Annotated in this window: 22 protein-coding genes; 11 read left to right on the top strand and 11 right to left on the bottom strand. The window is 40.8% G+C overall.

Annotated elements, in window-relative coordinates:
• Window positions 1-129 precede the first annotated feature (129 nt).
• Complete coding sequence (locus L8106_RS01765; RefSeq protein ID WP_009782444.1) at window positions 130-897, top strand: DUF4340 domain-containing protein; 768 nt, start codon at window positions 130-132, stop codon at window positions 895-897.
• A gap of 8 nt (window positions 898-905) precedes the next feature.
• On the opposite strand, the gene L8106_RS32725 is transcribed toward L8106_RS01765, so the two are convergent.
• Window positions 906-1,373 carry a hypothetical protein gene (locus L8106_RS32725; RefSeq protein ID WP_009782443.1) on the bottom strand — a complete coding sequence of 156 codons (468 nt, stop codon included), beginning with the start codon at window positions 1,371-1,373 and terminating at the stop codon, window positions 906-908.
• A gap of 563 nt (window positions 1,374-1,936) precedes the next feature.
• On the opposite strand from L8106_RS32725, the gene L8106_RS01755 reads away from it, so the two are divergent.
• The 3 genes from L8106_RS01755 (at window position 1,937) to L8106_RS01745 (ending at window position 8,063) form a co-directional block, all read left to right on the top strand.
• Window positions 1,937-2,953: a CHAT domain-containing protein gene (locus tag L8106_RS01755; RefSeq protein WP_009782442.1), complete on the top strand. Its 1,017-nt coding sequence runs from the start codon at window positions 1,937-1,939 to the stop codon at window positions 2,951-2,953.
• 164 nt (window positions 2,954-3,117) lie between these two features.
• Entirely contained in the window at window positions 3,118-7,302 is a 4,185-nt protein-coding gene (locus L8106_RS01750) for a WD-40 repeat protein (RefSeq protein ID WP_009782440.1), read from the top strand.
• A gap of 242 nt (window positions 7,303-7,544) precedes the next feature.
• Window positions 7,545-8,063 (top strand): hypothetical protein, encoded by a 519-nt coding sequence (locus tag L8106_RS01745; RefSeq protein ID WP_009782439.1) that lies wholly within the window; start codon window positions 7,545-7,547, stop codon window positions 8,061-8,063.
• Between the two features lie 2 nt (window positions 8,064-8,065).
• Here the strand turns inward: L8106_RS01745 and L8106_RS01740 are convergent, their stop codons facing one another.
• Complete coding sequence (locus L8106_RS01740; RefSeq protein WP_009782438.1) at window positions 8,066-8,977, bottom strand: DMT family transporter; 912 nt, start codon at window positions 8,975-8,977, stop codon at window positions 8,066-8,068.
• A gap of 178 nt (window positions 8,978-9,155) precedes the next feature.
• On the opposite strand from L8106_RS01740, the gene L8106_RS01735 reads away from it, so the two are divergent.
• The gene (locus L8106_RS01735; protein ID WP_009782437.1) at window positions 9,156-9,899 is read left to right on the top strand and encodes an alpha/beta hydrolase; all 744 of its coding nucleotides are present in this window, start codon (window positions 9,156-9,158) and stop codon (window positions 9,897-9,899) included.
• Between the two features lie 2 nt (window positions 9,900-9,901).
• Here the strand turns inward: L8106_RS01735 and L8106_RS01730 are convergent, their stop codons facing one another.
• The 3 genes from L8106_RS01730 to L8106_RS01720 are packed head-to-tail and all read right to left on the bottom strand — an operon-like array spanning window position 9,902 to window position 12,060.
• On the bottom strand, window positions 9,902-10,834 hold the full coding sequence (locus tag L8106_RS01730) for a RusA family crossover junction endodeoxyribonuclease (RefSeq protein ID WP_232228412.1): 933 nt from the start codon (window positions 10,832-10,834) through the stop codon (window positions 9,902-9,904).
• A gap of 5 nt (window positions 10,835-10,839) precedes the next feature.
• A complete protein-coding gene (locus tag L8106_RS01725; protein ID WP_009782435.1) occupies window positions 10,840-11,625 on the bottom strand; it encodes a 2-phosphosulfolactate phosphatase family protein in 786 nt (261 codons plus the stop codon).
• 33 nt (window positions 11,626-11,658) lie between these two features.
• Complete coding sequence (locus L8106_RS01720) at window positions 11,659-12,060, bottom strand: hypothetical protein (RefSeq protein WP_009782434.1); 402 nt, start codon at window positions 12,058-12,060, stop codon at window positions 11,659-11,661.
• 422 nt (window positions 12,061-12,482) lie between these two features.
• On the opposite strand from L8106_RS01720, the gene L8106_RS01715 reads away from it, so the two are divergent.
• From L8106_RS01715 to L8106_RS01705, 3 genes are all read left to right on the top strand, one after another.
• The gene (locus L8106_RS01715; protein ID WP_009782432.1) at window positions 12,483-13,961 is read left to right on the top strand and encodes a CIA30 family protein; all 1,479 of its coding nucleotides are present in this window, start codon (window positions 12,483-12,485) and stop codon (window positions 13,959-13,961) included.
• A 156-nt stretch (window positions 13,962-14,117) separates the two neighbouring features.
• Window positions 14,118-15,023 (top strand): carbohydrate ABC transporter permease, encoded by a 906-nt coding sequence (locus L8106_RS01710; RefSeq protein WP_009782431.1) that lies wholly within the window; start codon window positions 14,118-14,120, stop codon window positions 15,021-15,023.
• 28 nt (window positions 15,024-15,051) lie between these two features.
• The gene (locus L8106_RS01705; protein WP_009782430.1) at window positions 15,052-16,047 is read left to right on the top strand and encodes an endonuclease/exonuclease/phosphatase family protein; all 996 of its coding nucleotides are present in this window, start codon (window positions 15,052-15,054) and stop codon (window positions 16,045-16,047) included.
• Window positions 16,048-16,290: 243 nt separating this feature from the next.
• On the opposite strand, the gene L8106_RS01700 is transcribed toward L8106_RS01705, so the two are convergent.
• Entirely contained in the window at window positions 16,291-16,692 is a 402-nt protein-coding gene (locus L8106_RS01700) for a helix-turn-helix domain-containing protein (protein WP_009782428.1), read from the bottom strand.
• A 395-nt stretch (window positions 16,693-17,087) separates the two neighbouring features.
• On the opposite strand from L8106_RS01700, the gene ppsA reads away from it, so the two are divergent.
• Window positions 17,088-19,628: a phosphoenolpyruvate synthase gene (gene ppsA, locus L8106_RS01695; RefSeq protein WP_009782427.1), complete on the top strand. Its 2,541-nt coding sequence runs from the start codon at window positions 17,088-17,090 to the stop codon at window positions 19,626-19,628.
• A gap of 245 nt (window positions 19,629-19,873) precedes the next feature.
• Here ppsA and mtnB read toward each other — a convergent pair whose 3' ends face one another.
• The 4 genes from mtnB to L8106_RS01675 all read right to left on the bottom strand — a co-directional run bounded on the left by mtnB (window position 19,874) and on the right by L8106_RS01675 (window position 23,259).
• On the bottom strand, window positions 19,874-20,497 hold the full coding sequence (mtnB, locus tag L8106_RS01690) for a methylthioribulose 1-phosphate dehydratase (RefSeq protein WP_009782426.1): 624 nt from the start codon (window positions 20,495-20,497) through the stop codon (window positions 19,874-19,876).
• Between the two features lie 16 nt (window positions 20,498-20,513).
• Window positions 20,514-21,677, bottom strand: a complete 1,164-nt coding sequence (locus tag L8106_RS01685) for a RuBisCO large subunit C-terminal-like domain-containing protein (protein WP_009782425.1) — start codon at window positions 21,675-21,677, stop codon at window positions 20,514-20,516.
• Between the two features lie 62 nt (window positions 21,678-21,739).
• On the bottom strand, window positions 21,740-22,306 hold the full coding sequence (locus L8106_RS01680; protein WP_009782424.1) for an acireductone dioxygenase: 567 nt from the start codon (window positions 22,304-22,306) through the stop codon (window positions 21,740-21,742).
• 44 nt (window positions 22,307-22,350) lie between these two features.
• Window positions 22,351-23,259 (bottom strand): FecR domain-containing protein, encoded by a 909-nt coding sequence (locus tag L8106_RS01675; RefSeq protein ID WP_050779059.1) that lies wholly within the window; start codon window positions 23,257-23,259, stop codon window positions 22,351-22,353.
• Between the two features lie 157 nt (window positions 23,260-23,416).
• On the opposite strand from L8106_RS01675, the gene nfi reads away from it, so the two are divergent.
• Both nfi and L8106_RS01665 read left to right on the top strand, forming a co-directional pair.
• Window positions 23,417-24,082, top strand: a complete 666-nt coding sequence (gene nfi / locus L8106_RS01670) for a deoxyribonuclease V (RefSeq protein WP_009782422.1) — start codon at window positions 23,417-23,419, stop codon at window positions 24,080-24,082.
• Window positions 24,083-24,137: 55 nt separating this feature from the next.
• Entirely contained in the window at window positions 24,138-24,827 is a 690-nt protein-coding gene (locus L8106_RS01665; RefSeq protein WP_009782421.1) for an RNA methyltransferase, read from the top strand.
• Between the two features lie 39 nt (window positions 24,828-24,866).
• Here L8106_RS01665 and L8106_RS29260 read toward each other — a convergent pair whose 3' ends face one another.
• A complete protein-coding gene (locus tag L8106_RS29260; protein ID WP_009782420.1) occupies window positions 24,867-25,730 on the bottom strand; it encodes a glycoside hydrolase family protein in 864 nt (287 codons plus the stop codon).
• Window positions 25,731-25,951 lie beyond the last annotated feature (221 nt).

Genomic DNA, 25,951 nt, shown 5'->3' with positions numbered 1-25,951 from the left:
TTCTAGCTCAACTGTCAATTCTGCAAATTCGGTTAAATAATCATCTGTATTGTCATCTATATTGGACAGACTAGAGGATTTAACTCATTCTTTGATTGACCTGATGATTTTAAATCTTGTAAAAATCCCATGAAGTTTCAGCGTTCTACTCTGATTTTAATGCTTGTTGCGCTCGGTTTAGCCGGATATGTTTATGTTTTTGAGGTTCAGCGAACATCTCAACAGCAAGAAATTCAAGCAATAGAGAAACAGATTTTTTCCTTCTCCCGAGATGATGTTCAGTCAGTCACCGTACAAACACCAGAACAAACGATAATAGTTGAACGGATTTCCAAAGAAGACAACCCAGAACAATCTCCCTGGAAACTGACTCAACCTGTTCAAACCTTAGCAAATCAAGCAACTGTAGACTTTTTATTAAATCAATTAGTCACTGATCAAAGTATCCCTGAAGAACCCAGTTTAGGTTTGCGTCGCCTCACTGTTTCCCCAGAAGAATTATCTCAATATGGTTTAGAGAATTCTCAACAAACTGTCGAAGTTAAACTCAAAAACGAAGAAACATATAAGCTAACAATAGGAACAAAAGACTTTAGTGGTCGTTCAGTTTATGGTCAAACAAACACACCCAAAACCGAAGAAGAACTCTCAATATTAGTCATTCCAGAAGGAATTATCTCAGCGATTAACCGCCCGTTAGAGGAGTGGGAACTTCCCCAAGCTGAACCCGAACAAGCCGAGACAGAAACTCCTCCTCAGCCCTCAGAAACAGTACCCGAAACTGAAAGTTCTGAACCTAATACTCAAAACCTACCTGAAACGGAAAATTCTCCTTCAGAACCCAGTATTGAACCGCCTCAAAATCCTGAACCTTCAGAACCCGAAAATACACCTTAATTAAGTCATTAATTAAACAATTCCACACATTGATTAAACCAATCTTGTGCGCCTTCACTGATTTGATTCGCCGTAAAAGTATGAGAATAGTCTTCTACATCTAAACTCTGATTAGACACATTCATTTCCCAACCCTTCACTTGTTCATCTCCCATAACCGGATAAGCATAGGTGAGATTTTCAATTTGACGAGTTGCTGACTGATAATTCCCTTGAAAACAAGCGCCAATATCAGAATTTTGGATATAAACCAAACCCCGAACTTGGTCATTTTTGTCCTGCATATAAACAATATATTCGGCTCCTGCTTCAGTTGCTGAGGGGGTTTGACCCCGAAAATTCACTTGGGAAGTTTCTCGTTGAAGGAGAGGCGTTTTTACAGGAGTAGCCAAAGACATCTCAGGAACAACAATCAAACTTAAGAGAGTTGTCGCCAGAGTCGCAAAGATGCTAGGAGAATAGAATTTTAACTTCATATTAATGTCCCCGATTAGTGGTGACCTCTCTATAACCACAACTCCGGAAAGTTCAATTCCTGAGAGTAATCAAAAAAGACTGTAAATCTATCCCTTCTGAGAGAGAGAGTATCTGTAACGTTTCACCTGTCCAACTCAGTCCAACTTAGTCCACGTCACTCAATATCCAGAAAAACCCATCTATCTAGATCAAGATTGAGATCTGATATTACCTGATATTTTCTCAACCCTCTGATTTTTTATCGACTTCCTATAGTGACTATCTTTGAGTCAATATGTTCTCAATGAAACCTCTAAAGTTCTGGGAATTCCCCTAAGTTTAACAACCCTATCTAAGCCTCAAATAAATAGTGAAAGGTCTTTTCAGGTGTTTGAAATAGTCGCTTGCTTCGGGGATGTTATTGGATCTACTTTGGAGATCAATAGACATCTAAAAATAAAGAGTTAATGAGATTCGTCTTGAACTCACTTGACATCCCTTAATATTGGAGTAAAAATCGAGTTACACCTGCACTTAGCAATGTCTGTCCTCAGCCCTCTATTTGACTCTGTGCATCTAACCTATGAAAACTATCTTAATTCTTTCGGCTAATCCCGCAGATACAACTCGTTTACGTTTGGATAAAGAAGTCAGGGAGATTCAACAAACTCTCAGAAAATCAAATCACAGAGACGAATTTACTGTGATTCAGGTGGGAGCAGTTCAGATTGATGATTTACAACAAACCCTCTATGATTATCATCCCACAATTGTACACTTTTCCGGTCATGGTTCGGGAAATGATGGGTTAATTTTAGAAGACAATTCGGGGCGAAGTGTATTGGTAAGCGAAGATGCGTTAGCCCGATTATTTCAAGCATTTCAAACGGAAGTTGAATGTGTATTACTAAACGCTTGTTATAGTGAAATTCAAGCGAAAGCCATTCATCAACATATTGATTGTGTTGTCGGGATGAATCAAGCCATAGGAGACGAAGCCGCGATTAAATTCGCAGTTGGGTTTTATCGGGCGTTAGGGGCGGGAGAACCCTACAACAATTGTTTTGAATCGGGTCGAACTTTAATTGATTTAAACGCTATTTCTGAAGTTGATAAACCCCAAATTAAATATAGACCGAGAAGTAAAACGTCAGCTATGAATTCGACCAACGAACCTAATAAAGCCATGACATCTCCTCAAGAAAATCCTCAATCGATCAATAAATCACAATCTATCGGCGACTTTAATTTTAGCGGTAGTAATAATTATGTTGCTCCGGCTAATGCTGGCGGTGATGTTAATATTGATCAAAGTCAGAACACGCAAACTCTCGGACAAAATCCCGAATTAGAAGCAGCATTAAATGAACTTAAAAAACTGAAACAGGAAATTTCTGCAACCAATGCGCTCAACTCAATTCAGAAAAAACAAGCAGAGTTTCCTGTTGAAATGATTGAAACAGAACTCAAAAAACCTCAACCTGACAAAAGTTTAATAGATGAAGCTGTTGAAGCACTTAAAAAAGGATTAGAAGGTGTTGAAACTCTTGCCGAACCCGTGATGAAAGTTGCGGCAATTTTAGCGAAAGTTTGGATTTAATGCCCCCCAACCCCCAACTTTAGGATAGCCCCCCAACCCCCAACTTTAGGATAGCCCCCCAACCCCCAACTTTGGGGGAGTATTAACTCAAAGTCCCCCAGAATTGGGGGATTTAGGGGGCTGATATTTAGGTTGAACAATAAACTGTATATCTGGAGTAAGTTATGAGTGAAGAAACTAACGATCAATCTTTATCTAATCAAAGTCAGGGTATTGGAAATAAGAATGTTTCGGGAGATGACAATGCCATAGCATCAGTGAATGCGATGGGGAATGCAAATATTAATCAATCTCGTATCATTACCATCTACAACTATCATTATCAACAACAAACCGTTACAACACTCACCGAAGACAATACCGAGGATAACTTAATCTGTCCCTATCAAGGATTATATCATTTTAGTTACGAGAATTCAGAATACTTCTTTGGGCGAGATGTCTTTGTCGAAGAACTGTACCAATATACCGAAACCCGCAATTTTATTCCGGTGTTGGGTGCGTCTGGGAGTGGGAAATCTTCGGTAATTTTAGCGGGATTGGTGCCGAAATTGGTTCAAGCTGGAAATTGGCAATTTACCCATTTTCGGCCGGGAAATGATCCATTTCATGCGCTTGCACAAGCATTAGTTCCCCTCTACGAACCCGATCTTGATAAAACAGACGGCATCGCACAAGCTCGTAAATTAGCGGGATATTTTCAAGATAATACGGTTCCTTTATCGGATGTTTTTTCAACCATTCAACGCAATCATCCCCATAACAGAATTTTACTGATAGCCGACCAATTTGAGGAACTTTACACCCTTTGTAACGATGAAAAAATCCGACGTCAATTTCTCGATACGCTCTTAAATACTTTTAAATCTTTCGCGGAACAATCTTCTTTATCAACCGTATTAGTCGGCACCATGCGGGCAGATTTTCTCGGAAATGCGCTTTCTTATCGACCTTTAGCTGATGTCTTGCAAAAAGGTAATATTATGCTGGGGCCGATGAATGAAAATGAACTGCGAGATATTATTGAAAAACCCGCGCAAAAATTAGGCGTGAGTTTTGAAAGCGGACTGGTTGAACGCATTCTTGATGATGTGGATAAACAACCGGGAAATTTACCGTTATTAGAATTTGCCTTAACGGAACTCTGGAAAGAACGAAAGGGTAAACAGTTAACCCATAACGCTTATAAAAACATTGGGGAAGTTTCCGGCGCATTAACTTGTTATGCTGACGACAAATTTAGTAAACTTAATGAACAGGAAAAACAACAAGTTCGGCGAATCTTTGTGCAGTTAGTTCGTCCCGGTGCGGGAACCGAAGACACCCGACGAGTCGCCACCAAAGCCGAATTAAACGACAGCAATTGGGATTTAGTTAAAAAATTAGCAGATTCGCGGTTAGTTGTCACCAGTCGGACTGTTATTACCCGTGAAATAACAGACAATTCCCAACCCCAACCGGACAATATAAAAGAACAGGAAACCGTCGAAGTCGTCCACGAAGCATTAATTAGAAACTGGGGTCAACTGAGGGAATGGATGGCAACAGACCGAGAATTTAGAACCTGGCAAGAACGACTGCGGGCTTCTATGGGTTATTGGCAGGAAAAAAACCGAGATAACGGACTATTATTGCGGGGGGCGGCACTGAGTCAAGCAGAGGAACAACTGAAAAATCGTCGGGATGAACTGTCTCCAGACGAACGAGAATTTATTCAAAAAAGTCAGCAATATAAACAGCGTAAACGTCAGCGCAACACAGGCTTTTTGACCGCAAGTTTTGTCGCAATTTCTGGAGTGGCAGCAGTAGCAGTATGGCAGTGGAACAATGCTCTTATGGGAGAACTAAAAGCAGAGATAAACCTTTTAGATACTCGCTTAGTTTCTGGAGAGGAAAACTTAGACGTACAGTTAGAAGTTATCAAACACGAAAAACGAGCAAATGGAACAATAGCACAGATACAGGCTACCAACGTCCTCGAAAAAATTGTTAACTGGTCAGGAGAGAAACAAATTAATAGCTTAGAGGGGCATGAAAAAGACATCTTCGGTATAGCATTCAGCCCCAAAGGGGATTTGCTCGCAACGGCTAGTGGTGACAAAACAGTGAAATTGTGGAAACCCGATGGCACTTTTGTTAAGACTTTGGAGGGGCATAAAGATTTTGTTCTCAATGTGGCATTCAGCCCCAAAGGGGATTTGCTCGCAACGGCTAGTTCTGACAAAACAGTGAAATTGTGGAAACCCGATGGCACTTTAATTACGACCCTCAAAGACCATGAGGGTGGGGTAAGGGGTGTGGCATTCCATCCTTTGGGGAATTTAATTGCAACAGCTAGTCATGACAAAACGGTGAAATTGTGGAAACCCGATGGCACTCTAATTACCACGCTCACAGAGCATGAGGGTGATGTCTTGAGTGTGGCATTCAGCCCCAAGGGGGATTTGCTTGCAACCGCCAGTGCTGACTATACAGTGAAACTGTGGAAATCAGATGGCACTTTAATTACAACTTTAAAGGGGCATGAAAATTGGGTCAGGGGTGTAACGTTCAGCCCAAAAGGGGACTTGCTCGCAACGGCTAGTTATGACAGTACAGTGAAACTGTGGAAACCTGATGGCACTTTAATTAGCACTTTAAAGGGGCATCAGAGTAAAGTCAACAGTGTGGCATTTAGCCCCAAAGGGGATTTGCTCGCAAGCGCTAGTTCTGACAACACGGTGAAACTGTGGGAAACTGATGGCACTCTAATTAGGATTTTAGAGGGGCATGAGGATTCGGTCTTAGATGTGGCATTCAGCCCCAAAGGGGATATGATTGCAAGCGCTAGTTCTGACAAGACGGTAAAACTGTGGAAACCCGATGACACTTTTATTAAAACGCTCAAAGGGCATAAAGAGGATGTCTTGAGTGTGGCATTCAGTCCAAAAGAAGATTTGCTTGCAACCGCCAGTGCTGACAATACAGTGAAACTGTGGAAATCAGATGGCACTTTAGTTAATACTTTGGAGGGGCATGAAAATTGGGTCAGGGGTGTAACGTTCAGCCCAAAAGGGGATTTGCTCGCAACCGCTAGTCGGGACAAGACCGTAAAACTGTGGAAAGCCGATGGCACTTTAATTACGACGCTCAGAGGGCATGAGGATCGGGTTATCAATGTCTCATTCAGCCAGAATGGGAATTTGCTCGCAACCGCGAGTGTTGACAAAACGGTGAAACTGTGGAAAGCCGATGGCACTCTAATTACAACGCTCACAGAGCATGAGGATGATGTCTTGGATGTGGCATTCAGCCCAAAAGAGGATTTGCTTGCAACCGCGAGTGTTGACAAGACGGTGAAACTCTGGAAATCTGATGGTACTCTAATTACGACGCTCAGAGGGCATGAAGAGGATGTCAACAGTGTGGCATTCAGCCCCGACGGGAAATTGATCGCTTCGGCGGATAAGACAGTAAAACTGTGGAAAGCCGATGGCACTTTGGTGGAGACTTTCGATGAGGAGCATAAGGGCATGGTTAAAGATGTTGCATTTAGCCCAGACGGGAAATTGATCGCAACCGCGAGTGTTGACGACACGGTAAAATTGTGGAAAGTTGATGGCACTCTAGTTTCAACTTTCAAAGGGCATGAGGGTGATGTCTGGGGTGTGGCATTCAGCCCCGATGGTAAATTGCTCGCTTCAGCGAGTCGTGACAACACGGTGAAATTGCGGCGCTTTAACCGAGATCAACTCCTCGATCACGCTTGCAATTGGATGAGTGATTACCTGAAGAATAACCCCAACCTCGAAGAAAAGGAACGAAATATTTGTGGTGAAGTAGAACCTTTGGCAACGGCTTTGTTTTTGCAGGGCGAACAGTCAGCAGCACAGGGGAAAATTGAGGAAGCGGTTTCTAAGTTTAAACAAGCCGTTAAACTTGACTCGAACTTCAGTTCTCTGTCAGCAGTAAGTTTAGTGAGGATTGGAAAGTCGTTCGTACAAGGCGATCAAATTGAAGAAGCAATTGCAGTTTTTAATCAAGCTCAAAATTTTGATTCTGATTTAGAAATTCAAGCCTCGGATTGGAATAAACTGTGTTGGCAAGGTAGCGTTAATAAACAGGCGGAGAAGGTAATGTTTGCTTGCAATAAAGCCGTTGAACTCGCGCCTGATAATGGATGGATTTATAATAGTCGGGGTGTTGCCCGTGCGTTAACGGGTAATTTTGACGGGGCTGTTAAGGATTTTGAAACGTTCGTTAAGTTGGCGGGAAATGAGGAGGAAAAAGCACAGCGAAACGGTTGGATAGAGTCTCTGAAAAAGGGTGAAAATCCGTTTCCTGAGGAGATGTTTGAGGGGAGGCGTTGACCTCTCCCCCAACCCCTCTCCTACGAGGCGAGGGGAGTTCAAAAGTGGCCTCCTCCTGCCTCCCTTTCTAAGGGAGGTGCCGCAGGGGTCGGGATGGGAGAGGTTGGTGGGGGTAATTGATCATCTCCTACAAAGCGAAGCGCTATAGAGAACGGGTCACTGGTGAGTGTTGACTGAAATATGGTATCCTCCAGTTCAGATTGCAAATTTGCTAACAACTATCCTTTTCCAGAAGATTTTAGATGAAACGCAAACATTTGATTTGGCAGGGAATGACCTTGTTAGTTGGTACAATGTTCTTCGGAACAGCGATCGCCCGAGAACTTTCTGAACAAGAAAAAACCGTCGTTTGCAGACTCAATGAGGTGGTGGCTGAAGCCGGGAGAGACGGTTATGAGTTGATCTTCTGGCCGGTTGTTCGCAAAGGGCCTCCTAGAATTAGTGCGCCTCTAACGATTAAACTCGATCCGTCGGTGGAGTATCTGTTTGTGGGGTATTGCGATGAAAATTGCAGTGATGTTCAACTCCGCATCGCCAACTTGTCTGGAGAGGAACTCGGCGCCGAAGAAGATGTTTTATCGGTGCTAACCTTTGAACCGCCCTACACCGATGACTATGAGTTAAGCTTGCGAATGGCAGACTGTACCAACGAAGAAGGATGTTTCTACGGTTTGGGTATTTTAGCCCCCAAAGGTGCGGCTGTTCCCTATGCGTCTCGTTTACCGAAAGAGTTGGCTCAGTTTGAGGTTTGTGACTCCTAGTTTCACGATCCTTGAAACAATAATACTATCCCTGCGATCGCAATGATTGCCCCGAAAATCGCTCTAAGGCTAACTCGATCTCCCAGACTCGCTGCAATGGGTAATACAAACAACGGACTGGTGGAATTAAGCGCCTGAGCAATACCCGCAGCCGTGAATTTCAAAGCCGTTTGTTGCAACAAAATTCCCAAGTATGTGCCTAAAAATGTTGCCAGTCCCAGCAGTGCAAATGTGCGTTTAGACTGCAAAGGTTTTAACAACAAATTCACATTTTCACGTTTAACAAACAGCCACAATAATAATACCACAGTTCCACCGGATAAGCGCAATAATGTACTCCATAACGGGCTAATTTCGGTTTGGGTGAGGGCAAGGTGAGATAAAAGAATTCCGACGGCCTGACACACTTCTGCAAGCAACCCAAAGAATAATCCTCGTCGTAAATGGGTTGAACCGAAGACACCCTCTCCGACTCGTTCTGTTACCACCCAAGCGACTCCCAAAACCGTTAAAATAATCCCCAACCAAGCTGAAAGCGGAAGTCGTTCTTGGAGGAAAATAAACGCTAATATTGCCGTCAGAGGGGGCGCTAAGGTTTCCATCAATAAGGCTCGTCTTGGCCCCAAACATTTCAACGTTGTCAAATAAGCACTATCTCCGATGGCAATTCCAATAATACCACTTAGCAGTAATAATCCGATGATTGTTAATTCGATATCGGGGAATATACTCCCTCGCAAAACAACCGTTAACAGTAATAAAGCGATCGCAATAATGCCTTTAATTAAGTTTAATCCAATGGCAGGAATTTTCTCTCCAACTTGACTATAAACTACCGAAGCCAGCGACCAAAAAAAAGCGGCGAGTAATGCTGCAAATTCACCCCGAAAGTTTGTTAGGATAGAAAGTTGCATGATGTTAAATACTCAAATCTCTGAATACAATCACCGCATGATAACAGGTTCAAAGAAAACTTGTGTTATAATTTAGAGCAAAGTTAATCAAAGCTTATGATCTCTGTCTTTTTATAGATGAGTTTAAAAAAAACTGAGTTCAGACTTAAAGTGTACTATTATTTTAGATTAAAAAAGGATGGTAAACTCGACCGAATTCAAACAGAAAGAAAACGTTGAACAGTTTCAAAAAACCTTAAAAGACATTTATTTTATTAGTGGTTTAGGTGCGGATAGACGGGTATTCAAACGATTACAAATTAAAGGATATCAGCCTGTTTATATTGATTGGTTAGATCCAGAAAAAGGAGAGTCAATCGAAGATTATGCCAAACGTTTAACCGCTCAAATTAAATCAGATCATCCGATTGTGGTTGGGCTTTCGTTTGGGGGAATTGTGGCGGTAGAAATTGCCAAACAGATTGAAGTCGAGAAAGTTATCCTGATTTCTAGCACCAAAAATCAGTTAGAAATTCCGCCTTATTTTAAGTTTTTTAGACGATTTCCGATTCATCGCATCTTTCCATTTAAAAGCTTGCTTTGGGCGGTTTATTGGATACTATTTTGGTTATTTAGTTTAGAAACAATTGATGAACGTCGGTTACTCAGAGCGATTTTGCGAGATACTGATGCGGGTTTTATTAAGTGGGCGATTGACAAAGTTGTGATGTGGAAAAATGATTCTATCCCAGACAAATTATATCATATTCATGGGTTGAATGATCGAATTTTCCCCGTTCGTTTCCTCAAATCTGACTTTTGGAGTGAACACGGGGGGCATTTTATTGTGTTAAATAAAGCGGAACAAATCTCCAAACAGTTAGACAGTCTGATTCACCCTAACAATATTCCAAAAGTTAAAATAGAGAGTCAAAATAGCTAGAATTAAAGGGGCTGAATTTCAATCCAAACTCCTGTTTCTTTTGTTCCCGAAACATATTCAACGGTTAACCGAGGAAGACAACTCAACCGATCATCCATTAACACTCCCGCCCCATTTAATGTCAGTGCATCTAAACACGCTCCCGCCATATTATCTAAGTCAGAATTAGTGCGATGGTTGCCAAAGAAACGAAGGGAAACTGCGACTTTTTGTAAGGGGAATTTATGAGTTGAGTGAAACTGAGACATTTGACGATAGAGTTCAATTTCTGCCCGATTTCGCCATTCTCGATAACGATTGGGCATATAAGTTCCATTGGAAGTCACGCGAGGACGTGCTTTGGGAACGACTGTTCCAGGAATACAAAATCTAACTAAATTTTCCGTAGAATTAGGTTCATAATTAGATTCAGACTTCCCAGAAATCGGCGTAAAATCAACATCAATAATGGGTTCTATAACCGATTCCTTGGGGGGATAAACAGGGCTAGGTTGCTGTTTTAGCGGCTCTGGAGAAGGTTTAGACTGAGGTTGAGTAGGTGGTGATGAAGTTGTTGTTTCTGCAACGACTTTAGATTCGGTTAACAAGCGAGGAGAATCCGGTTGACTCGGGTTTGGGGAAGGTAAGATTGAACGTTCAATATTGTCTTGAACTTGAGGATATTTCCCCGCCATCCGCATATACATTTGAGCGGTTTGTAAGGTGAGATTACACTGCGTTTTCAACCAATTTTCCCAGGCTTGAGTGAAAACCAAAGGTTGAGCTTTGAGTAACCACGCTCCCGCATTGCAAGCATGAATCAGGGAAGTTTTGGGAGATTTAATGCAAAGTTGATGTTCTTGATGAATGCGAATAGCAAGTTGATCAAGTTGCTCGTTTTCGAGTTTGGGGAGAGTAAAAATGGAATCTGTGATCACGTTTAGGGGGCTGTTCACATCTATCAACTTTGAGTTTTTGAATCGTTCATCCAATATTGCAACTTTTTAGTTTGGAGATCCGACTTCACCAAAACCCCCGGTTCACTTTGAATCGGTAGAATATCTAGCGTATCGGTTTGAGCGCAATATTTCAAGTCATCATAGCATTTTAATCCGACTAAACGTTGACCATGACTTGCACAGTTCATCAGTTGATAGAGTTGAGATTGCCACTGCAAATACAGTGAAATCGCCCCATAAACTTCATCATTCCCCGCCACATCCGCCAAAGGATAACCCATTTCCGTGACAAAACTCTCGGCAATGGCCCCTGCACAAACGGTATCTTCGAGAGAATAGCTTCCTTGCCAACCGGAACCCACTATCCAAACGGTTTCCGGCTGTTTAGTAATCAAATATTCGACTACAGCCTGTCGATTAACCAAAGCTGAAGTAATCACCACCGGCGCAGTTTGAACCCGTTGTAAAGCCCGAGTTCCGTTGGTGGTGGTCATAAATAACCGTTTTCCCTCGACAATATCAGAGGTGACGTTGAGGGGAGAATTGCCTAAGTCGCAGCCTTCAACCTTATTCCCGCCTCGTTCCCCAATTCGTACTCGTTTGTCAGCCGGCCATTTTTCGCTGACTTCCATCAATTCTTGAACATCGCTAAAAACTTGCACCGCTTCAGCCCCGGCGTTGAGTGCAGTGGCGATAGTGGTTGTTGCCCGCAGCACATCGACGACAATGGCGCATTCAGGCATATCAGTGGGGGTTAGTTCGGGAGTGTGATAAACAAACAGCTTCACAGTTAAGACCGTCGTAAGTAGCTTGGCGACTTTCTATCTTACACGAATTTCAGACCGAAAATCATAAGACTTTTTGCGCCAGCCTTTGCCCAAATTTTTCCCGGTTGCAATCACAATCTCCATCAGACTCAATAAACTGCTGGGATGAGCAATCGCCCAAATATTAGTTGCTAAACAAAATCCACCCAAAGACAGTAAAATATAGGTGGGCATCATCACGATCCCAACAGTAAACCAAGTATAAATGTGTAGCAGCATTAACACCGCATAAAAACTCGCAAATCCCACCATTAACTGTAATTTAACGGGAGAAGATTTCGCCTTCGTAAAAATGAGAGTTTGCAAAGTTGCTAGAATATTAGCCGGAACTAGAAACGCACAAATTGTTCCACAATTCGCACGGGAAAACTCTGCAATTGTATTGAAATCTAGCATTTTGTGGTTCTCACTGAAAGAGTGTACAGATATTTGACATTACAGATATTTGAGATTGAGTTCCGACTAGATGAAGTCAATATTTAGGCTTATTTGTCTTTGTGCAAACCACTTGTCCAGATATTGGTTAACATCATCAACATTCCGCCAATAAAAATGACAATCGCCAGTCCACCAACAATCACATTTTCCCAATCTATTGTTTCCATCGGACTCCTGTGAGATCTACACCGATTTACCGTAACACAAATACTTGGAATTTGTGACCGTCTCCTGGTGTAACTCAGTCTCAGGGATGAGAAGGGCGAAGGTTCTCAGAAATCAGCATTTCGACTAACTCACCCCGATCTCTCAACCGTCAGTTTGTAACGTATCTTAATATAGAAGACAGTAGAATTAACACAAGAGGCAGGGTAATCCAAATGTCAGAACAAACAAAAGCAAATTGGGATGCGGGGCGGCTTTTAAAAACCTTAAGTTACTTTGGTGTGGTTCCCTTTATTGGTAGTATAAGCTGGATTCAGGAGCTATTCGGTAACAAGAAAAACAAACCCCAACCGAAGCCAGAAGTGGTATTAGTCGCAGGTGCCACCGGAGGTGTAGGAAAACGAGTGGTGAAGCGGTTACAGCAACAGGGGATGAACGTTCGGGCTTTAGTTCGAGATGCAAAAAGAGCGAAAAAAGTCCTCGGAAATACAGTAGAAATAATTGAAGCTGACATTACCATTCCTGAAACATTAACCCCTCAAGTGATGAAAGATGTGACGGCAATTATTTGTTGTACCGGAACTAAAGTTCAACCGATAGAAGGAGATACCCCAACTCGGGAAAAATACTATCAAGGCATTAAATTTTATATGCCAGAAGTAGTTGATATTCCCGAAAAAGTGGAATATGAAGGAATGCAAAATTTAACCAATGTTGCGTTTCCCTATCTCAAAAATAGTAGTGAGAAACTCCTCTTTGATTTTAGCAAACCAACAGAAGATTTAAAAGAAACTTGGGGTGCGTTGGATGATGTCGTCATGGGGGGTGTAAGTGAAAGTTCTATTCGTTTAATTGGTGATGCGGCTTTCTTTACCGGGAATGTTTCGACGGCGAATTCGGGAGGGTTTGCTTCAGTGCGAACTCGCAATTTTGATCCCCCGATGAATTTGTCCGGTTATCAAGGCATTGAGATGCGGATTAAAGGAGATGGAAAGCGCTATAAATTTATTCTGCGGAATGATCCTAAATGGGATAGTATTGCCTACTGTTATTCGTTTGATACAGTATATAATATTCCCATAACTATTCGGATTCCGTTTGATCAATTAATTCCTGTATTTCGGGCAAAAACTGTTGAAAACGGTGATCCATTTGACTCCAATACGGTTTATTCTATTCAATTAATGTTGAGTAAGTTTGAATATGATAAAGCACTCAATCCTAAGTTTTCTCCCGGAAGTTTTCAACTTCAAATTGAAACAATCAAAGCTTATGGGGGTCAAAAATATCCTCGGTTTATTCAGATTAGTTCAGCCGGAGTCACTCGCCCCGGAAAACCCGGTTTAAACCTAGAAGAAGAACCGCCAGCCGTGCGTATGAATGATCAATTAGGGGGGATTTTAACCTGGAAACTAAAAGGAGAAGATGTCATTCGTTCTAGTGGAATTCCCTACACTATTATTCGACCTTGTGCGTTAACAGAAGAAGCGGGAGGTAAAGCATTAACCTTTGAACAAGGAGATACAATTAAAGGTAAAGTGAGTCGAGACGATATTGCTGAACTTTGTATTCAAGCATTAAATGAATCTCAAGCTTGTAATGTAACCTTTGAGGTCAAAGCCGAACAAAATAGTCAGCAAGCAGGAGACTGGAGGGGGTTATTTTCAAGTATCAAACCTGACTCTCAAAATTAAATCCCGCAGAGGTGAGTTCGACTAGATTTATTAATACCCGCCCTACCCTCAAAATTCTCCTAGAGGCGGGTTTATTTAAAGAGATAAATTTGGGTAGAATTCGCCCCAACAATATTCAATGAATTATGATCCTTTTTGATTTTTTTAAACCTATTGATGAAACTACAAATTAATCCAAAATTTACACCGTATTTATTTTTACTTCCCGCCCTTTTGATATTGGGCTTAACGGTATTTTGGCCAGCGTTACAGGCTTTTTATCTAAGTTTATTTAGTTATGATTTATTGCAACCTCCAGAATGGATAGGATTAAAAAACTTTCAACGGTTGTGGAGTGACGAGGTATTTTGGCAAACGATAAAAAATACATTTCTTTATATTACTTTTGTTGTCCCAATTTTAGCAATTTTTCCGTTAGGATTAGCGATTTTAGTCAATCAAAAAATCCGGGGGATTAATTGGTTTAGAACCGCTTATTATGTTCCGGTTATCATTTCAATGGTTGTCGCAGGATTAGCATGGAAATGGTTATATTCAGAAACAGGTTTACTCAATCAACTCCTCCAATACAGTTTATCTTTTGTTCTTCCTGAGTCTAAATTACCCACGATTCCTTGGTTAACCAGCCCTAATTTAGCCTTGTTTAGTGTGATGGCGGTAACGATTTGGAAAGGGTTAGGATATTATATGGTTATTTATTTAGCCGGATTACAATCTATTCCCGTAGAATTATATGAAGCAGCAAGTTTAGAGGGGTCTGAGGGTTGGCAAAAACATTGGGATATTACCCTTCCGTTGATGCGTCCTTATATTGTTTTAGTTGCGGTTATTTCGGCAATTTCAGCGACCAAAGTATTTGAAGAAGTTTATATTATGACTCAAGGTGGCCCGCTTAATAGTTCCAAAACAATTGTCTATTATCTCTATGAACAAGCGTTTCAAAATTTAGAGATTGGTTATGCTTGTACGATTGGATTAATGTTGTTTTTAATTGTTCTCGGATTATCGATTTTACGATTAGTTGTTACTCAATTTACCTCTAGTGATACTCCAACTTTATAACCATTTCCATGAATTGCCCTTAACAACAATGACAGACTTAATAACGCTTTTGTTGCTAATCTTTACCACTTTTTTGATTAGCTTTATTCTTTTCTATTGGTGGGCAAGTTCCAAGAGTTATTCTCAAGCAAAATATGCGGAAATTTTAACTTCTGATTTGCCACTACAACGCAAACCAAAAGAAACCTATACCGTCATTACTTATAATATTGGTTATCTTTCGGGTTTAACGAATAATCAAGCAGTCAAACGGGAAAAAGTGTTATTCGATGAAAATTTAGAACTAGCAATTGCAGCTTTAAAACCGTTCAATGCTGATTTTATTGCTTTGCAAGAAGTAGATTTTGCCTCTCAACGTTCTTATGATGTTAATCAAGTTCAAGAGTTAGCAACGGCGTTAAAGTTTCCTGTACAAGCAACTGCTATTAATTGGGATAATAATTATGTTCCTTTTCCAACATTTCCTATTTATGCACATTTTGGTAAAATGTTGTCAGGACAAGCCATTTTGAGTCGATATCCGATAGAGTTAAATGAACGCATTGTGTTAGAACAAGTTACGAATAAGCCTTTTTATGAAAATGCGTTTTATTTGGATAGACTCGCCCAAGTTAGCCGAATTAAAATTGCTAACCATATTCTGATTTTAATTAATGTTCATTTAGAAGCTTTTGATCAACCCACTCGCCTCAAACAATCTCAATTTGTACTAGAACTCTTTCTCAGTTTTTCTCAAAAATATCCTGTTCTTTTAATTGGTGATTTTAACAGCGAACCGCCTTCAGAAATAAATCTAGAACCCACTATTAATCTATTTCTCAATACACCCGGAATTCAGTCTGCTTTTCCCCCAAAAACTCTAAATCATCCCGAAAATGGGACTTATCCTTCTGATCAACCTCATCGAACTATTGATTATATCTTCTATAATCAAAATAAAATTGAAGCAATAGAATGGCAAGTCGTGACAGACATTTTAGCTTCCGATCATTTGCCTGTAGTGATGAAATTTAGATTCCGTTAATTTGTGATTCAATCATTAATTTTTGTGAAACTAGAGATGCAATAAACTCAAAAATGTTTCAAATAACGTTTGAAGTTCAACGCTCTCAACTGTTAGCTGGATGCCATGTCAAGCTTAGATAGCTATCAGGGAACCCAAATGGAACCCGAGAAAATTAAAGAAGTTTATTCCCACTTTTTAGACTTAGATTATTTTAAAAAAGTGGGATTATTAACTCTCTTTTAAGATTTTCAGCTTTTTTTGCTAAGTAACTTTTGCATTCATTTTCAATGGGCAAAAAGCATCTTCTTGAGAGAGTAAACGCTGCCCAACTTGTTTAAGAATCGCGATCACAGGTTGCAGTTCCCGCCCTTTTTCCGTGAGAGAATATTCAACGTGAGGCGGAATCTCAGGATATACCTTACGTTGAATTATACCATGCTTTTCTAGGGTTCTCAAGCGCAAAGTTAAGATTTTTGAGCTAATCCCCGGTAAGGCTTTAGTCAGTTGATGTGTACGGCGATTACCATTTAAAAGTTCTCGCAAAATACCAATCGACCACTTACTCCCGATCAGATCGATCGTATACTCAATCGGATAGTTTTGATCAAATTGTTGTTTCGGATGATTTGAATCGTGATTGCTGCAAGATTTGTTAATATTCATTTGCAAAAATTAGTAATTTTTATTAAACGTCTCCATCTCCAGGATTCATCTTTTTTAATAATACCCTCAACGGACGAATTGACGCTATTTCTTTACTTTTGGTAACTAAGGGAAAATAATGTATCTATATTGTAAATGATATCAAAAGTAATACTCTATGAGTAGAGGAGAATCAAATCTCCAAATCCAACAAAAGAGAAGGCACATAGAAGAATCAAGAGAATTCAATTGAGTATAGCTGACCAGAGATCGATAAAATTTGTATATTTATCAACCCATCTCGGTTAGTTAGACTGTTATTGAATAGTGACGACATTCTCAAGCACAAACCGTTAAAACTCAAACAATAAATCGAACTTGTACGAGACTATTTATAAAGTTTGGAGGACTTTAATATGGTTGCGACAACCCCATTGACCCTATCGACCGAAACCCCCAAAGAAAAAGCATTTGTTCTCTGGTTTGAAGAGGTCAGAATTTCTGATATTCCCTTAGTGGGCGGGAAAAACGCATCTTTGGGAGAAATGATTCAACAACTTAGTCCCAAAGGCGTGAACGTTCCTACTGGTTTCGCCACAACCGCTTATGCTTACCGTCACTTTATAGAATCAGCCGGATTGGAAATAAAACTACGCAAATTATTTGCAGATTTAGACGTAGAAGATGTTAAAAACTTACGGAAACGAGGTAAACAAGCCCGTTCATTAATTCTCGATACACCTTTCCCACCTGAAATCGAAACAGCAATCATTAATGCTTATCGTCAACTTTGTAAAAATCATACAAAATCAACCGAATTTACCGATCAATTTAGCCCCGAATATACAGCAGAATCTAAACGTTATATTGCTGATGTAGATGTTGCAGTTCGTTCTAGTGCAACCGCAGAAGATTTACCCGATGCTAGCTTTGCAGGTCAACAAGAAACCTACCTCAATGTTTATGGTGAAGAAGCTGTTTTAGAATCTTGTCATAAATGTTTTGCATCAATTTTCACTGACCGGGCTATTTCTTATCGTACCATCAAAAACTTCGATCATTTTACCGTTGCCTTGTCGGTTGGCGTACAGAAAATGGTGCGTTCTGACCTCGCTTCTTCTGGGGTAATGTTCTCCATTGATACGGAAACAGGCTTTAAAAATGCCGCCCTAGTTACCGCAGCTTATGGCTTAGGTGAAAACGTCGTTCAAGGTGCCGTTAACCCCGATGAATACTTTGTTTTTAAACCGACATTAAAACAAGGATTTCGCCCGATTCTCGAAAAACGTCTCGGCACCAAAGAAATGAAAATGGTGTACGATATTGGCGGTTCCAAACTGACCAAAAACGTCTCTGTTCCTGTTTATGAACGGGAAAGATACTGCTTAAGTGATGATGAAATTCTGCAACTGGCAGACTGGGCTTGTACCATTGAAAATCATTATTCACAAGTGCGGGGAACTTATACCCCGATGGATATTGAATGGGCAAAAGACGGTTTAACCGATCAATTATTCATTGTTCAAGCCCGTCCGGAAACCGTACAATCTCAAAAATCCGCCAGCATTTTAAGGAGTTATAAACTAACAGGAACAAGCGAAATTATCTCACGGGGTCGCGCCGTTGGCGAAATGATTGGTCAAGGAAAAGCACGGGTAATTTTAGATGTTCATCGCATCGATGAATTCCAAGCCGGAGAAGTTTTAGTAACCAATAAAACTGACCCTGACTGGGAACCGATTATGAAAAGATCCAGTGCAATTGTAACCAACCAAGGCGGGCGAACTTGTCACGCTGCAATTATTGCGCGAGAAATGGGAATTCCGGCAATTGTGGGCTGTGGCGATGCAACACAAGTAGTAAAAACAGGTGAAAATATTACTGTTTGTTGTGCAGAAGGCGAAGAAGGTCGGGTTTATCAAGGATTAGTTCCGTTTGAAGTTGAAGAAACCGTACTTGATAATTTACCACAAACTAAAACCCAAATTTTAATGAATGTGGGAAACCCTGAAGAAGCCTTTGGGTTGGCGTCTATTCCCTGCGATGGTGTGGGTTTAGCCCGGTTAGAATTTATTATCGCCAACCATATTAAAGCCCACCCATTAGCGTTGATTCATTACGATGAATTAGAAGATGAATTAACCAAACGAGAAGTTGCTGAATTGACCAAAATTTACGACTATAAACCCGATTTCTTTGTAGATAAATTGGCGCATGGTATTGGCATGATTGCGGCTGCGTTTTATCCCAATCCTGTGATTGTGCGGATGTCGGACTTCAAGAGTAATGAATACGCCAATTTGTTAGGGGGGCGTCAGTTTGAACCGAAAGAAGAAAACCCGATGATTGGTTGGCGGGGTGCATCTCGATATTATGACCCGAAATATCGCGAAGCTTACGCACTTGAATGTCAAGCTTTGAAGCGAGTTCGAGATGAAATGGGATTGACAAATGTGGTGCCAATGATTCCTTTCTGTCGAACTCCTGATGAGGGTCGAAAAGTGTTAGCTGAGATGGAGAAAAATGGCTTAAAACGAGGCGAAAATGGCTTACAAGTTTATGTGATGTGTGAGTTACCTAGTAACGTTATTTTTGCCGATGAATTTGCTCAAGTGTTTGATGGATTTTCGATTGGTTCTAATGATTTAACTCAGTTAACATTAGGATTAGATCGAGATTCAGCCTTAGTTGCTCATCTCTTTGATGAACGGAATGAAGCAGTGCGTCGGATGGTCAAAATTGCAATTAAAGCAGCGAAAAAATATGATCGCAAGATTGGAATTTGTGGTCAAGCCCCGAGTGATTATCCTGAATTTGCTCGTTTCCTCGTAGAGTTGGGAATTGATTCAATTAGTTTAAACCCAGACTCTGTAATTAAGACAATTCTCGATATTGGCAAGCTGGAAGAATCAGGAACTCTTTTAGATGACATTATGGAGGTTTCTAAAGCTCGATAGTTCTTGAAACACTCGGTAACTTTATCGAAACTGGGTTTTTTCAAAAAACGGGATTTTTGATGTTTAAGTAAAATTTATCTAAAGAAATAGCCAGATCTCAAACTAGGTGCTACCATGTAGACTGCTCACAATCTATTGTTAAATCTTTGACAACAGGGTGAGTAGCATTGAATTCCATTGAGATAGTTGCGCTGCTTTAGTCAGGTTTCAGGGCTAGAGCAGTTTATTTTAGGAGCAAATTGAGATTAATGAGAAACTCCGACTTGACGCGCTGCGACAAGATAACGGAAAATATATTCAGTTAACTCAATATAATTTTCGGCATCCCCAGGCGAGTTCGCCCAAACCGTAACACCATGATTTTTAATCAATAACGCCGGAACGTCAGGTTTTGATTGTTTAAAGCGATGGCTAATTTCTTTTGCTATTTTAGAGACATCTAAATGATTCTTAAACACGGGCATCACCACTTTCGGATGTTCCTCCCAAACCCCTAAACCTTTTAACATTTCAATTGGAGGTAAATTCAAGTGATCGCCTTCGGTAAAGTTCGTCACCAGTTTTGCTTCTACAGAGTGAACATGATAACAAGCATTTGCATCGGGAAATAGCGAATAAATGGCTTGATGAATACTCGTTTCAGCAGAGGGGCGATGAGCTAAATTGGGATTTTCTATCACTTCTCCTTGCAGAGAAATTCTCACAAAATCTTCTTCGCTTAACTTGCCTTTTTGTTTCCCACTCGCCGTAATCCAAAAACTCCCATCAGCGAGTCTAGCTGACAAATTGCCTGCCGTTCCCGCCATCCAACCGAGTTGATAAAATTGACGAGAAGCGGTGATTAAATCTTGACGTGGATCGGTATTCATCTCTGTTTTGATCTGATTAAATTCCCCATTTTTCCAGGGCTTGACGTAACGCTCCGGTTGGCACTTTTTCTAACTCAAAAGATTGTTGATTTTGATATCGCTCTAACGCCTCAAAAAAGGCTTTTACACCCGCCCCCGGATTCTCTGGATGATCCATAATTCCCGTTCCCGCATTTAAAATCACATCATTCCCATAATCTCTTAATGCTTGGGGAACAATACCCGGATGAATTCCCGCAGAAGGCACCGGAAAAACATTTCGCGATCGCAAAATATCTCTAATTCTACCTTCTTCTACCGCATCAAATGGTAAACTTCCATAATGCGCCGGATAAAGCACCGCATCCGCCCCACCATGCGCCATTAATGTTCCTAAAACCACTGAATAAGCTAACCCCGTATCTGCTGAAGCACACATCGCCCCCGCCAAAGCTGGATGAGCAAAAATCGGCACATTAATATCTGGATCTGCGGCTAAAGCTTCCAACACTGAAAACCCATAAGTGAGTACATTTAATAATAGAGCATTTGCCCCATTTTGAACTAAAGTTTTAGCTTTTTTTATTAATTTTTCGGCTGAACCTGTAACATTCACTGCATACAAAACGGTTCGCCCGGTTTCTTGTTTGACTCGTTCTAAAACCGGATAACAAGCTTCTAACCGTTTCAACGTCGGGGCGACATCTAAATCTGCCATAATTTCATCATCTTTAATGATATCCAACCCGGCAAAAGCCACCTGTTCTAAAATATTAGCATGATCGGCTGCTGATAACCCCAAAGCTGGCTTATAAATTGCCATAATTAAGGGGCGATCAAAGACATTCAATAGTTTTCTAATTCCCTGGATTCCAAAGCGGGGAAACTTGCCATAATTTTCATCTAAACGTAATCCGACAACCTTACCCACACCCGCCATTGAATACTTCCCAAAAATCATCGTCAGCAGGCTAGCAATATCATTTTCAACGTTGATTTCAGGAAAGCGAACTGTTGCAATATTATCGCCGTTTTCATGGGGTTGAATCCCGATCACTTCGCCCAAATGCGATCGGATAATTTCCTCCCGGTGGCTAAACCGTGCATCCCAAGTTCCGGCAGTTTGTCCAATCGCAATCACTTTTGCTTGACGTTCCGCATCAACACCCGCAGGAAAACGATAATCTACTTCTATTGTCATTCTTTTTCTAAAAAAAATCAATAAATAATCCCCCAATCTTTGAGAGAAGGGAGGATATTATTTTAACCGATTAATAACGAGTTTTTTTGAGAATCTATGCGAATTTTTGTTTCCGTATATTCAGGAACCCAACCCGCTGTAGTGATAAAGTAACGCACAGCTTTAATGCGTTTTTTATCGGTTAAATGAAACCAATGTTCTGTTCCAGCCGGGACATTAATATATTCTTCGGGTTGAATGGTTAATTCCATCTGTGAACCATCGGGACAAACAAACCCAAACACCCCTTCCCCTTCAATAATATAACGAACTTCATCATCCGCATGAGTGTGACAACTTTCAAACTTTGTCATTAATGAATCAAGATTGGGAATATCAGGATGTAACGCAATTAAATCTCGAGATTGATAACCATCCGTTTGTTTTAACTGTTCAAAATAATGATCTAATCCCTGAAGAACTTGTTCTTTTTCGGCATCATTTAAAGCGGGTTGATTTAACAACGCTTGAAATTCAGAATCTTCTCTAACAGGCCAATGATTTAAACGAACATTTAACGGTTCTAGTTGGCGAGAAATATCCTCGATTTGGGTGTAAGTTATGCCGTCTTCCAATTGTAAAATTGCCATAGTTCAAATCCTGATTTAAACAATACCTGATTAATAATTTAGCACTAAGGAACAGCAATGACATAATATCGTTCTCGTACCGATGGCCCCCGCACTGTCACCTGTAAACGCCGACTGACTGGTAAATGTCCGATAAAGTCAAAATTGCCCTCAGCATCCGTCTGAATGGGTTGACTATTAATATACACCAAATCCATCGGATCGACTTTTCCTCGTAATTGTACCGTTTCTAAACCCAATCTTGTTAAACTTCTCACCCGCAGTTGAGATATCGGGGGAATATTGTCAATTGGTGTCGGTTTTTCGGCGGGGTTAACGATAGCAACCTGACCCTTTTCTAGTCTGACTTCTTCCCCAGCGTTGACAACTCCAACTGTTCCTTCAATGGTGTGAATTGCTGTTTTTCCATCTGGGGAAACATTGACTCCAAAAGTTGTTCCTCTAACTCCGATTATTGTCGTTGGTGTTTCGATTCTAAAGGGAGAATTAGTAACTGAAGTTTGACGTTGATTTTCAGGAATTGTTTCACTCCAAAAAGGCGAACTGACAAACCGAGAAACAGATAATCTGACTTGTCCTGCTGTTACCGATAAAACGGTGATTTGATTGGGATTAATTCCCGCCTCACCGGAAAGTATTTTAACTTCAACGGTTGTATTTTCAGCAAGTTCAACCAACCCAATATAACTATCGACTCGTAAGTTTACAATAGTATTTTGACCTGTATTAATTTGATCACCAACTTGTAAAATATCCCCAACTTGGGCAGGTTTTCCATTCAGAGTAACAGAGTATCCGTTAATTTCTTCTATCGTTAATCCCCGACTTTGTAAGCGTTGAACGGTTTCTGTTATCGGATCAGCAACGGCGATATCTAAGCCCAAGAAAGGAATCAGTAATGCCAAGACTCCTCCAGTTATGCTTCTGTGTCGTCTGTTAGATAATAAATTCATTCTCAATCCTCAACACAATCCTTTTCAAATATTATAAACTAGGGTGACAGCTTACTGATGATTTTAAACTCTGTGAAAAATCTCTAATACCCTGCGTTTTACTTAAGATAATCAAAAAAAGTACAATAGGAGTTGAAAAACACTTGAGAATGAAAAAATGAAGATTAAACATCCTCAAACTTGGCCAGAAACCGTAGAAGAAGCAATCCCCATTCAAAACCAGTTAAAATCTCTTGTTGTCACCACAGATCAATTTGAATCTATCCAATATGTAGCCGGAGTTGATGTCGGATTTCTAGACAATTATACCATTTCTCAGGCGGCTGTAGCGGTGTTGAGTTTTCCCGATTTACAACTGCAAGAACAAGCGATTTCTCAACGTCAGACGACCTTTCCTTATATTCCCGGTTTTTTATCCTTTCGGGAAGTTCCAGTGATTTTAGATGCGTTAGAAAAACTGACGATAATTCCTGATATAATCATCTGTGATGGTCAAGGAATTGCTCATCCTCAACGTTTTGGTTTAGCTTGTCATTTAGGAGTATTAATTAATCTTCCCACAATTGGGGTAGCCAAATCAATATTTATCGGAACCCATCAAGAATTAGCCACAGAAAAGGGAAGTTGGGAACCGTTAATAGATCGGGGAGAAGTAATTGGGGCTGTGGTGCGATCGCGAACCAATGTCAAGCCATTGTATGTCTCTCCTGGTCATCGAATTAGCTTAGAAACGGCGATTGATTTTGTCTTGCAATGTACACCTAAATATCGTTTACCTGAAACCACTCGTTGGGCGGATTATTTAGCTTCAAAACCGGACTAAAAAAGTCTGATTTTAGCCTTTATAATTAAGACGAATACTATTCTTTGTTGATCAGATGTCAATTCAATCAAAAAAAGATCTAATCACCCATTTAAGTCAGTTTGTGACCGAGACACGTTCCCAAAAAATCGAGGCTGTTGTGCAGCAGCGAACCCGACAATTGACCGTGATTTTAGAAGATATTTATCAGCCTCACAATGCAAGTGCTTGTTTGAGAAACTGTGATAGTTTTGGAGTTCAGGATGTTCATATTATTGAAAACCGGAATGATTTTGATCTCAATCGCGAGGTGAGTTTAGGTTCACATCGATGGTTAACGATATCTCGCTACAATGAACCGAAGATTAACAATACCAAAATTTGTTTAGAAAAGCTGAAAAGTCAGGGCTATAAAATTGTCGCGACAACACCTCACGAAGAAGAAATAACTATCGAACAGATATCAGTCGAAGAAAAGTTAGGGTTAATGTTTGGAACCGAGTTAAATGGTTTATCCGATGATGCTGTGTCCCAAGCCGATTATTTAGTCAGAATTCCGATGGTTGGATTTAGTGAAAGTTTTAATATTTCCGTGAGTGTAGCCCTGTGTTTGTATGAAATCACGACAAAATTGAGAGCATCCAATCTAGATTGGAAACTCAGTGAATTAGAGCAAGCCGAAATTCAGCTTCAGTGGTTGCGTCAATCCATTCGTGGGGGTCAATTTATTGATAATCAGTTCATCAATCAATCCCCGGCTATTTAGAGAAATTGACTCGAACTGAACTCAATTCAATCCAATCATTCAATCTAATTTTGAAGACGAAGAAGAATAGGGATTTGAGCCAGGCGGAGCATTAACCGCATCCAATTCTCGCCGCAAAATTTCCTCATAAATTTTAGGTAAATAGGGAGTCATCACATTATCTTCAATCCCATAACCCAAACTGGTCCAAGTATCGGAGAGAGAACGTAAGACCTCACTGAGTTGACCCTCTCGCAAATCTTGAGCAATATCCATCTCCCAAAATTCAACATCGGTTAACCAACGGTAAATCACAATATCTTGATATTGGGCATCAAAATTGTAAGATTGACGAAACCAAGACTGATTAGGTTCAGGATGATAGCGATAAGCGATTTGTTCCCAAGTGTTAGTCAGGAGTTGATAACGACCTGCGGCCGTTGTACAGCGTCCTGTATTCGGGCCAACAACAATGGTTACACAACGGTCAGGATGATGACTCAGATCAGAAATATGACGCCCACCGTAGAGGACATGATAGGGCTTAGAGGAATTGGACTCACTGGCGGAGATCGTTCGCATCAAGGCACGCACAAAGGGATCACCGCCTTCCATGACCAAAGGCGGCCACTTGCGATCAATATCTCGATTGATTTCTTCGAGAACAATATCAAGCTGATCCCCTACATATTCGTCTAACTGAGCTTCCGGCCAATAAACGACAATTCCCGCCAAGACCAGACTCATCAAAATCAAGCGTTGGAAAACACGACCTCGGCCGACCGTCCGTCTTTGACGACGTTCTCTCAAAGCTAGGGCTGTCCTCTTTTGGGAAGCAGACGAAAAATTTTGAGGGTTCATAGGAGTTCCCGACGGAATATTCTGCGGTTGAACTCGGTTTTTTGTTCTTCTTGTTCGACTCATCAAAATGTTGGGTCTGAAACCCCGTCCTTTAGGACGGCTTTACGTGGTATAATTGAATTGGTCAATGACCCACCCGAGACGATGGATCAGACAGCCGAGCGCGAGCGAAGTCCAGGAAAAAGACTGGCGGCGCAGCAAAATCGGTAGACTCAGGAATTGAGGACGGGGCAATGGACAAGCACATCCCTTGAATCACAACAACAAGAGAATTCCTTTGAGGT

The sequence above is a fragment of the Lyngbya sp. PCC 8106 genome, from assembly GCF_000169095.1.
Classification (GTDB): domain Bacteria; phylum Cyanobacteriota; class Cyanobacteriia; order Cyanobacteriales; family Microcoleaceae; genus Capilliphycus.
The sequence above is the reverse complement of the archived record's forward strand: the minus strand, read 5'-3'. Positions and strand labels throughout refer to the sequence as shown.

What these genes read in the sequence shown, in the direction of transcription:
- L8106_RS01715 (WP_009782432.1), top strand. Translation starts at nt 12,483, where the DNA reads ATGTCAGAACAAACAAAAGCAAATTGGGATGCGGGGCGGCTTTTAAAA.
- L8106_RS01735 (WP_009782437.1), top strand. Translation starts at nt 9,156, where the DNA reads ATGGTAAACTCGACCGAATTCAAACAGAAAGAAAACGTTGAACAGTTT.
- L8106_RS01680 (WP_009782424.1), bottom strand. Translation starts at nt 22,306, where the DNA reads ATGGCAATTTTACAATTGGAAGACGGCATAACTTACACCCAAATCGAG.
- L8106_RS01700 (WP_009782428.1), bottom strand. Translation starts at nt 16,692, where the DNA reads ATGAATATTAACAAATCTTGCAGCAATCACGATTCAAATCATCCGAAA.
- L8106_RS01705 (WP_009782430.1), top strand. Translation starts at nt 15,052, where the DNA reads ATGACAGACTTAATAACGCTTTTGTTGCTAATCTTTACCACTTTTTTG.
- L8106_RS01765 (WP_009782444.1), top strand. Translation starts at nt 130, where the DNA reads ATGAAGTTTCAGCGTTCTACTCTGATTTTAATGCTTGTTGCGCTCGGT.
- L8106_RS01710 (WP_009782431.1), top strand. Translation starts at nt 14,118, where the DNA reads ATGAAACTACAAATTAATCCAAAATTTACACCGTATTTATTTTTACTT.
- L8106_RS29260 (WP_009782420.1), bottom strand. Translation starts at nt 25,730, where the DNA reads ATGAGTCGAACAAGAAGAACAAAAAACCGAGTTCAACCGCAGAATATT.
- L8106_RS01720 (WP_009782434.1), bottom strand. Translation starts at nt 12,060, where the DNA reads ATGCTAGATTTCAATACAATTGCAGAGTTTTCCCGTGCGAATTGTGGA.
- L8106_RS32725 (WP_009782443.1), bottom strand. Translation starts at nt 1,373, where the DNA reads ATGAAGTTAAAATTCTATTCTCCTAGCATCTTTGCGACTCTGGCGACA.
- L8106_RS01755 (WP_009782442.1), top strand. Translation starts at nt 1,937, where the DNA reads ATGAAAACTATCTTAATTCTTTCGGCTAATCCCGCAGATACAACTCGT.
- L8106_RS01745 (WP_009782439.1), top strand. Translation starts at nt 7,545, where the DNA reads ATGAAACGCAAACATTTGATTTGGCAGGGAATGACCTTGTTAGTTGGT.
- nfi (WP_009782422.1), top strand. Translation starts at nt 23,417, where the DNA reads ATGAAGATTAAACATCCTCAAACTTGGCCAGAAACCGTAGAAGAAGCA.
- L8106_RS01675 (WP_050779059.1), bottom strand. Translation starts at nt 23,259, where the DNA reads ATGAATTTATTATCTAACAGACGACACAGAAGCATAACTGGAGGAGTC.
- L8106_RS01750 (WP_009782440.1), top strand. Translation starts at nt 3,118, where the DNA reads ATGAGTGAAGAAACTAACGATCAATCTTTATCTAATCAAAGTCAGGGT.
- L8106_RS01740 (WP_009782438.1), bottom strand. Translation starts at nt 8,977, where the DNA reads ATGCAACTTTCTATCCTAACAAACTTTCGGGGTGAATTTGCAGCATTA.
- mtnB (WP_009782426.1), bottom strand. Translation starts at nt 20,497, where the DNA reads ATGAATACCGATCCACGTCAAGATTTAATCACCGCTTCTCGTCAATTT.
- L8106_RS01685 (WP_009782425.1), bottom strand. Translation starts at nt 21,677, where the DNA reads ATGACAATAGAAGTAGATTATCGTTTTCCTGCGGGTGTTGATGCGGAA.
- ppsA (WP_009782427.1), top strand. Translation starts at nt 17,088, where the DNA reads ATGGTTGCGACAACCCCATTGACCCTATCGACCGAAACCCCCAAAGAA.
- L8106_RS01665 (WP_009782421.1), top strand. Translation starts at nt 24,138, where the DNA reads ATGTCAATTCAATCAAAAAAAGATCTAATCACCCATTTAAGTCAGTTT.